The sequence below is a fragment of the Belnapia moabensis DSM 16746 genome, assembly GCF_000745835.1.
GTDB classification, from domain to species: Bacteria; Pseudomonadota; Alphaproteobacteria; order Acetobacterales; family Acetobacteraceae; genus Belnapia; species Belnapia moabensis.
Genome location: NZ_JQKB01000093.1, coordinates 6,677 through 15,352 on the forward strand (window position 1 = coordinate 6,677; position 8,676 = coordinate 15,352).

Below are 8,676 nucleotides of genomic sequence, written 5' to 3' on the forward strand. Positions count from 1 at the left end.
TGCACGCGCAACTCCGCGCGCTCCCTGATGGCCGAGGCCATCCTGGACAAGGTGGGAGGGGACCGGTTCCGGGCCTACTCGGCCGGGTCGGATCCGGCGCCGCGGCCCATGCCCGAGGTTGTCGAGAAGCTCCAGGCTCTGGGGCATGACGTCTCCGGCCTGCGCTGCAAGTCCTGGAACGAATTCACGCACGGCGAGGCGCCACGCATGGATTTCGTCATCGCCCTCTGCGACATCCTGCGCGGCCAGCACTGCCCGGACTTCGGCGAGCACGCCGTGACGGCCTCCTGGCCGCTTCCAGGGCCCGCCCAGTTCGCCGGAGGGACCACCGAACGGGCGCTGCTGCTGAACGAGCTCTACGCAGGCCTGCACCGCCGCATAGGCATCTTCACCAGCCTGCCCATCACCTCGCTGGACCGGATGTCCCTGCGGCACCGGCTGAACGACCTCGGCGAGGCTCCCGTCTCCCTCGACGGGGGCCGCTGAGATGCGCGTCGGCATCAACGGCATGGGCCGCATCGGCAGGCTGGCGCTCCGCGCTGCCCTGGGCGGCGTATTCCGGGAGAACGAAGATCCGCGCGCGGGCAACCGGCTTGACGTCGTCCACGTGAACGAACTCAAGGGCGGCGCCGAGGCCACCGCCCACCTCCTCGAGTTCGACAGCATCCACGGCCGCTGGCGCGAGCGGATCGGAGCGGAGGACGACCGCGCCATCACCATCGGTAACCGGCGCATCGGGTTCAGCGCGGAAGCCGCCCCGGCCGAGGTGCCCTGGGGCGACCTGGGCTGCGACATCGTCCTGGAATGCACGGGCAAGTTCCTCAAGCAGGAGCAGCTCCAGGGCTATCTCGACCGTGGCGTGAAGCGCGTCATCGTGGCGGCGCCAGTCAAGGACGGCTCCGCCTTGAACGTGGTGGTCGGCGTCAATGACGACAGTTACAACCCGAGGAAGCACCGATTGCTGACCGCTGCTTCCTGCACCACGAACTGCCTCGCCCCGGTGGTGAAAGTGGTCCACGAGGCCATCGGCATCCGGCACGGCCAGATCACCACGATCCACGACCCGACGAACACCAACGTGGTCGTGGACGCCCCGCACAAGGATCTGCGCCGGGCCCGCTCAACCATGCTGTCCCTCCAGCCGACGACGACCGGCAGCGCCACTGCCATCTCGCTCATCTACCCCGAGCTCAAGGGTCGCTTGAACGGCCATGCCGTCCGGGCGCCGGTGCTGAACGCCTCGCTGACGGACGCCGTCTTCGAGATGCAGCGCGAAACCACCGAGGCCGAGGTCAACGAGCTGTTCCACACGGCGGCGGCGGGACCGCTCGCAGGCATCCTCGGCTTCGAGACGCGACCGCTCGTCTCGGCCGACTACGCAAACGACACCCGCAGCGCCATCGTGGACGGGCCGAGCACCATGGTGACCGACGGCACCCTGCTGAAGGTCTACGCCTGGTACGACAACGAGATGGGCTACGCCTGCCGGATGGTGGACTTGGCCAACATCGTCATCGAACGGGGGGTATGATGTCCGGCGTCCGCAACTACCTCGTCGTGACCGGCGCCTACTGGGGGTTCACCCTCACGGACGGGGCGCTGCGGATGCTGGTGCTGCTGCACTTCTACCGGCTCGGCTACACGCCGTTCACGCTGGCCTTCCTGTTCCTGCTCTACGAGGCGGCAGGCATCTTCGCCAATTTCGGTGGGGGCTGGCTGGCGGCTCGCTTCGGCATTCCCCGCATGCTCTCGATCGGCCTGAGCCTGCAAATCTGTGGGCTCCTCATGCTGTCAGCGCTGGATCCAGACTGGGGCGCGGCCATGTCGGTCGCCTGGGTGGTCGCGGCGCAGGGCATCTCCGGGGTGGCCAAGGACTTGACCAAGACCGCCTCGAAGTCCGCCATCAAGGCGACCGCGCAGCAGGGCGCCGGTCAGCTATTCCGGTGGGTGGCTTGGTTCACCGGCTCGAAGAACGCCATGAAGGGCTTCGGCTTTTTTGTGGGCGGCGCCATGCTCCAGTTCGTTGGGTTCCGTCCGGCGCTCTGGTTGTTGGTGGCACTGCTGGCTGCCGTCCTGGCAGGCGTGCTGCTGTCGCTGCCCCGGGAACTCGGCAAGGCCAAGGCATCGAAAAGCTTCAAGGAGCTCATGGCGAAGAGCCGGGGCGTGAACCTGCTGGCTGGCGCCCGGATCTTCATGTTCGGCTCCCGTGACGTCTGGTTCGTCGTCGGCCTGCCGGTGTTCCTCTACAGCCAGGGCTGGCACTACGTTGGGGTCTCGACCTTCCTCGCCGCCTGGACCATTGGCTACGGCGGCGTGCAGGCCCTGGCACCGGCGGTTGTCCGTCGCAGCGACGATGGGCTCTCACGGGAGGTTCCCGAGGCGCGGTTCTGGGCCGCGGCCCTGACCGCGATCCCAGCCGCGATCGCCCTCCTGCTGGCCACTGGCAGCGCCGCGCGCATTGATGTCGTTGTAGTCGTCGGCCTGGCGGTGTTCGGCTTCGCCTTCGCGGTCAACTCGTCCCTCCACAGCTACCTGATCCTGGCTTACGCAGGCTCGGAGAAGGCGGCCGAGGACGTCGGTTTCTATTACGCCGCCAATGCGGGAGGACGCCTGTTCGGCATCCTGCTGTCCGGCATCCTGACCCAGTGGGGTGGCCTTCAGGCATGCCTATGGGGTTCGGCGGCGATGCTGGCGGCCTGCATGGCGCTGACCTTCATGCTGCCCGTGCAAGCCCAAGAACGCAGGGTACCAGTCTGATCGAGCGTCGATCCGGCCAGCGCTGCCACGCCGGGTGCGACATCTCGATGAGAGCCATTGATTGGCTGGGAGCCGCTATCCGTACTTGGGCGCGCATTGTTCCATCGTAGTGAGGCCTCTCCCTGCCGCTCCGCGGCGGATGCGGGTATGAGGCGCACCTCATCGCTGGGAGTGTGGAACCATGGTCAACGCCGCCGAAGCCGTCGAGGAAGCCAAGAGCAACAGGAAGGTCGCGCTGCTGATCGCTGCCCTTGCCCTGGCCCTCGCGCTCACTGAGGTGGCCGGCGACGACGCCAAGACGGAGGCGCAGCTGAAGAACGTCGAGAGCGCCAACCTCTGGTCGTTCTTCCAGGCGAAGACCGTGCGCCAGACGACGCTCCGCGGCCTGTCCGACCTGCTGCCGTTGATGGCGCCGCGCCCCGGCCGCGAGGCTGACGTCGAGCGTATGCTCGAGCGGTGGCGGGCCAACATCGATCGCTGGGAGACCGAGCCGGAGACTAACGAGGGCCGACGCGAGCTGATGTTGCGGGCCAAGCGGGCCGAGGAAGAGAGGGACGAGGCGATGCGCCTCGATGGCCGCTTCGACGCGGCGTCGGCCCTCCTGCAGGTCGGCATCGTCATGGCGTCCGCGGCCATCATCACCGGTATGTCCATGCTGGTCTGGGTGGGCGCGGCCCTCGGCGGCGCCGGGGCGCTCCTGTCTCTGGCCACCTTCCTCGGCTTGGCCTGAATCGGCACGCCCTTCGCCAGCGGCGGCATTGAATGGGAGCAGGGTATCACGAAGGCCGGTAATCGTCGGCTGCGAACAGAGGTGGTCGAGCTTGCCTGGCTCTGGCTTCGCTACCAACCGGCGTTGGTGCAGCGAGGGGCTGGGCATTGCGGTATGTGGCACGGCTGCAACTCCGCCGTTACGCTCTCCGGTATGCCGTACAAACACAATGCGCCCGTCGCCACCGTATCCCGAGGGTCCGGTACCGGGTCCAGAACTGGCGAGCCTACGAGGCTGGGCTGCGGCGCCGTGGCGACCTGACGCTCTGGCTTGATGAGGCCGCCATCGCGCAATGGTAGGCGCCACGGCGGACCACCCCTGGCGGCCAAGCCTGGCACTCGGATGCGGCGGATCGAGTTGGTGTTGATGCTACGGCTCGTGTTCCGTCTCACTCTGCGCCAGGCCGAGGGTTTCGAGGTCGGCACGCTTCGGCTGCTTGGGCAAACGCTGCGCGTCCCGGACCACACGACCTTGAGCCGGCGCAGCTGCAGCTTCGCTGGACGGCAGCTGTAGATCATCCCGCACGGCCCGCTACCTCGCACCGTCATTGTTGCTGCCGAACTGCCTGCACGAATCTGGTGGGCAGCAAGGACCGGCGCGCCTAGCCACGGTGACGAGCTATAGGGTGCGCGCGACCGCTGACGGCTGCATCGACCCGAGCACCAAGCCGGGAACGGTGACGGAGCGTTTTGGCAGGGTGTACCAACGGCGTCACATTCGAAGGCAGTTGTTTCGTCAGCCGGGCGTCTCGGAGGGGCTTGCCTCTCGAACGAGCCGTCTCAGCAGACCTCGTCGCTCGCTGGCGTCGAGCGTGGGCGTTGGCCCACAGCAGCATGGATCGCGTCCAGCAGAGCCTCCTGCGGGTAGGGCTTGTGCAGCACCGAGACGGCACCACGGTCGCGCCCCTCGAGCGAGAACGCACTGCCGTAGCCGGTCGCAATGATGTAGGGCACTCCGCGGGTTTCCAGCAAATCCATGGCCGTGAACGCCACCTCGCCGTTTCCAAGGTTCACGTCCAGCACGCCAGCCGCGAGGTCCCGAGTGGCTAGGGCCAGCCGCACGGCCTCGGCCAGGTTCTGGGCAGGGCCTACCACCTCACAGCCAAAGTTGGACAGGATGTGTTCCAGTTCGGCCGCCAGGAGTGGCTCGTCCTCGACCACGAGCACGCGTGGCCGTTCGTTGGCTTGCAAAGGCGGCCTTACAAACGGCTCCGCTTGCTGGCCCATTGTCCGCGCCTCGACGTCACCGCGGGAGGTATGCGCCAGCGTAGGCGCTGGTGCCGCCGACGCCACAAATCGAGATGCGACGCTGATGCTGCAGGAGATACCCGCTGAAGCCCAGTTGACGACGAGCGATCCCCCGAGCTGTTGGCGAGCGAGCAAATCCATGAGCCGCGAACCAAAGCCGAGGCGCGCCGGAGGTCGCTCGAGGGGCGGTCCACCACGCTCCTCCCAGAGGAGGTGCAGGTCGCCATCCTTGCCCTCCCAGGTCAGCGAGATCGAACCCTGCGCCGACCTGAGAGCGCCGTACTTCGCCGCGTTGGTGGCCAGCTCGTGCAGCAGCATGGCCACTGGCTGCACCGCCTCGGCGCGGAGGCTCACCGGCGAACCCGCAATCGAAATCCGTCCGGGATGGGTCGCCAGCTCGCCCTGGGCCAGGGCACGGAGGTCAGCACCGCGCCAACCCTCAGTTGCCAACAGCGAGTGCGCCCGGGCCATCGCCGCAACCCGGCCCTCGATCGAGGCCGCGAATAGTGCCGCGTCAGCGCGCGGCGTCAGCCGCAACAAGGAGAGGACCACCGCCAGCGCATTCTTGGCGCGATGGTCCACCTCCCTGGCCAGCAGCAGGCGCAGCTCTTCTGCCCGCTTCCGCTCGGTTACGTCCGTTAGGGCTTCCAGGACGGTTGCCGGCTGGCCCTCGGCATCGTGGCGAAGCAGCTTATGCGCGGTAACGACTATTTCCCTGCCATCCCGCGTGCGATGACGAAGGTCGCCCGTCCACTGCCCGTTGCGCTCGAGGGCTGCCTCGACTTCGCTACGCGGTACTGGAAACACGGTCTGCAGCAGCTCATGAGCGCTCTGCCCAATCGCCTCGGCTGCCGTCCAGCCATAGAGGCCGGCACACCCCTCCGACCAGAAGCAGATCATGCCGTCGAGGTCACGGATCATGAAGGCGCCCAGGTCCAGCGTGGCCAACAGGTCACGCTGCCGCGCCGCGCTCTCGGCCAAGGCCGTCTCGGCACGGTGCCGCTCGGTAATGTCAACAGCTACGCCAATGAAGCGTGCCGGCCGCCCCGTCAGTCCACGGAGGACGACGCCGCGGTTGGCAATCCAGCGCACCTCTCCGTCGGCATGAACAACCCGGTATTCATCTGCATAAGTTCCGGCAGCGAGACCGGCACGCGCTGCGCTATCAGCATCGGACCGATCGTCCGGGTGCAGGCGGGCGAGCCAATCCTCCCAGCTGTGCGCGGGCGCCTCGGGGGACAGGCCATGCAGGCGGCTCCACGAGGCGGAGTGGACGGTGATGTTCGCCGCTGGATCCCACTCCCATATCCCGATGCCGCCGGATTCGGCAACGAGGTTCAGGCGCGCCTCACTCTCGCGCAAGGCGATCCAAGCCTCGCGTTCAGCCAGCGCCGCGAAGCGCCGGTCGTATAGGGCAGCAACGAGCCCAAGCAGCAGGATGAGGAACGTGGCCGCTGCGACCCCGAGCGCCAAGCCCACATGATCGAGGCTGCCATGGTTATGCCCGCCCGCTCCGACTGCACTGTCACGCGGGATCCACGTCACGGCTGCCATCCCGGTATAGTGCATGCCCGCGACCGCCAGGCCCATGGCAACCGCGGCCGTCATGCGCTCCGGCAGCGCGGTGTTACGGCGCGCGAGCCACAGGGCGACGGTCGCCGCGCCGACAGCGATCAGGACCGAGCCGACGACCAGGACGCCATCATAGTGCAGATCGGCAGGCATCCGCATCGCGGCCATGCCGGTGTAGTGCATGGCGGCGACCCCAGCGCCCATCAGCAGGCCGCCTGAGATAACGGCAGCCAGCGGGCCACCTCCACGCCCGAGGACGGTGAAGCCGAGCCCGGTGAACAGGACGGCCATCATCAGTGACAGCACCGTCAGACCAGGGTCGTAGTCCATCGGCAGGGGCAAGCTGAAGGCCAGCATGCCAACGAAGTGCATGGACCAGATGCCGCCCCCCATGGCGAGCGCGGCGGCGGCTAGCCAGACGCGGCGCGCCCAGCCGACGGAGGCCTGCATCCGTCCGGCCAGGTCGAGTGCCGTGAACGCAGCCGCAATGGCAACCGCGATGGAAAGAACCACCAGGGGCCAATTATGGCTTCCGGTCAGCACGGGATCACTCCTTCAGCGGAGGTCTTCTTCGGGGTTGTCGACCGTGCCACCAACCACGTTGGCCACCGCGGACGAGGGCTCGCCGGGAGCAGCGCTGAGCTCTGTTGCTCCGATCTGACCCAGATGCTTCTTCAGGGCAACCTCAATGAAATTAGTCAGTGTCCGGCTGTCTCGCTGAGCCTCCACACGGGCAGAGGCGAGGAGGTCGGCGTTCAGCCGCAAGGTTATGGGCGTGCGCACGACTACATCTCCTGCGTGAGTCGGAGTGGTCGTGTATTGCAGAGTGGTTGCATCCAGATACTCGCGAATGCGCGAGGCGTGATGTCGGCCGCACTGAATTCGATTCTGGAATGATAGCCAACCAGATCCGCCCGACAGACAATGGTGGCGGAGGTGGTCCAGCAATTTCCAGGCTCATTTGCGATAAGTCTCCCTTACCGCAAGTGAGTAGGAGCTTGCCGCAATCGCGGGAAACCGCCAGAATTCAGGCCTGACCGGGGGCGGGCAGGGGGACCATGAGCGAGGCGGAGAGTGCAGTCGCAACCGATACCGGACCGCCGGCAGTGGTGCGGAAGGGCACTGCCATCTTATTTGCTCGATGGTCGCGCTGGGCCGCATGGCGTGAGCGCTTGAGTTGTCACACAGCCGTCTGGGCGCAGGTCTCCTGCCGCCAGACCCGAAATGCCTCGGCGCGGGCACAGCGGTAATGTGTCGCTGTCATCAAGTGCCGCCGCGGGTGGAAATGGCCGTAGATCATGCTGTGCGCTGATAAGAACCGCTGGGCTTGCCCGGGTGATTTGAACCGCTGCATCTGCCGCTCCCGGCGCCGGGTCGGGCGATGTGAGTTCTCAGCACGATTGTTGAGGTATCGGCTGGTCCGGTGCCGCACGTCGGGCAAGATCTCGCGCTTCGCCACACCGTAGCTGCGCAGGCCATCCGTGACGATGCGCTTCGGTTTGTATTTGAGGCCAGCCAGCAGACGCTTGAAGAAGCGCTTCGCTGCGGTCGCGTTCCGCCGTCCCTGCACAAAGATGTCGAGCACGACCCCGTGCTGATCTACCGCGCGCCAGAGGTAGTGCAGCACACCGTTGATCCGCAGGAAGACCTCATCGAGATGCCAGGTGTCGCCGGGCTTCGGCCGGCGCCGACGCAGCTTCCGGGCGACGTCGGACCCGAACCTCAGGCCCCACTGCCGGATACTCTCGTGGGTGACCGTAATTCCCCGCTCGGCCAGGATCAGCTCGACGTCCCGCAGGCTGAGGCTGAAGACATGATAAAGCCATATGGCGTGGCTGATGATCTCGGCGGGGAAGCGGTATCCGGGGTAGGTGGCGGGCTCGGGCGTCATCAGCCCAGCTTGGCTCAGCCGCTTCATTCCGGACAGAGACCACCAACTTGGCAATGCCTTCGCACAGCATTTGTCGGCAACACGGCGCGGGCAAGTCTCCGGAACAGGCTTATTGTTGATCCGCTATGGATGTTATCTGACCATTTGGCATCGGGCGCGTTCTCCTAAGGCCTGTTAGAGCTTGATGACTTTGATCCAGTCTGCGGTGGCGGCGAGGCAGAGCACGCCGAGGAAGGAGCGTGCGGTCTTCTCGTAGCGAGTAGCGACCGCTCGCCACTCTTTCAGACGTGCCCAAAGGTTCTCGACCAAGCGACGGTTGGCGTAGATCCAGTCCGGACAGGCGACCTCGGCATCGGTGCGCCGGGGCGGGATCGCAGGTCGCGCGCCCATGTCCCAGATGCGCTCGCGGAAGGCGTCAGAGGCAAAGCCGCGGTCGCCAA

8 protein-coding genes and 2 pseudogenes are annotated in these 8,676 nt (G+C 66.5%); 6 read left to right on the plus strand and 4 right to left on the minus strand.

The window, feature by feature from the left end:
* The 6 genes and pseudogenes from EP26_RS39035 to EP26_RS37765 all read left to right on the plus strand — a co-directional run.
* The coding region (locus EP26_RS39035; RefSeq protein ID WP_043343220.1) for an arsenate reductase/protein-tyrosine-phosphatase family protein at window positions 1-486 on the plus strand (486 nt) is incomplete at its 5' end.
* Between the two features lies 1 nt (window position 487).
* A complete protein-coding gene (locus tag EP26_RS26170) occupies window positions 488-1,531 on the plus strand; it encodes an ArsJ-associated glyceraldehyde-3-phosphate dehydrogenase (protein ID WP_043343204.1) in 1,044 nt (347 codons plus the stop codon).
* Window positions 1,531-2,757, plus strand: a complete 1,227-nt coding sequence (arsJ, locus tag EP26_RS26175) for an organoarsenical effux MFS transporter ArsJ (protein WP_157033802.1) — start codon at window positions 1,531-1,533, stop codon at window positions 2,755-2,757. Before EP26_RS26170 ends, arsJ begins: the two co-directional genes overlap by 1 nt.
* Before the next feature lie 181 nt (window positions 2,758-2,938).
* Window positions 2,939-3,487: a DUF4337 domain-containing protein gene (locus EP26_RS26180; RefSeq protein WP_043343208.1), complete on the plus strand. Its 549-nt coding sequence runs from the start codon at window positions 2,939-2,941 to the stop codon at window positions 3,485-3,487.
* Window positions 3,488-3,493: 6 nt separating this feature from the next.
* Window positions 3,494-3,607 (plus strand): annotated as a pseudogene (locus EP26_RS38715) (transposase); the annotation flags it as partial.
* A gap of 72 nt (window positions 3,608-3,679) precedes the next feature.
* Window positions 3,680-4,012: pseudogene (locus tag EP26_RS37765) on the plus strand (transposase); the annotation flags it as partial.
* Window positions 4,013-4,305: 293 nt separating this feature from the next.
* Here EP26_RS37765 and EP26_RS32525 read toward each other — a convergent pair.
* The 4 genes from EP26_RS32525 to EP26_RS26205 all read right to left on the minus strand — a co-directional run.
* Window positions 4,306-6,888 (minus strand): MHYT domain-containing protein, encoded by a 2,583-nt coding sequence (locus EP26_RS32525; protein WP_052389706.1) that lies wholly within the window; start codon window positions 6,886-6,888, stop codon window positions 4,306-4,308.
* Window positions 6,889-6,900: 12 nt separating this feature from the next.
* Window positions 6,901-7,128 carry a hypothetical protein gene (locus EP26_RS26195; RefSeq protein WP_043343210.1) on the minus strand — a complete coding sequence of 76 codons (228 nt, stop codon included), beginning with the start codon at window positions 7,126-7,128 and terminating at the stop codon, window positions 6,901-6,903.
* A gap of 397 nt (window positions 7,129-7,525) precedes the next feature.
* Entirely contained in the window at window positions 7,526-8,236 is a 711-nt protein-coding gene (locus EP26_RS26200; protein WP_043343212.1) for an IS6 family transposase, read from the minus strand.
* A 174-nt stretch (window positions 8,237-8,410) separates the two neighbouring features.
* Window positions 8,411-8,676 (minus strand): transposase (locus tag EP26_RS26205; protein WP_043343214.1); only part of this gene is annotated, 266 nt, incomplete at its 5' end.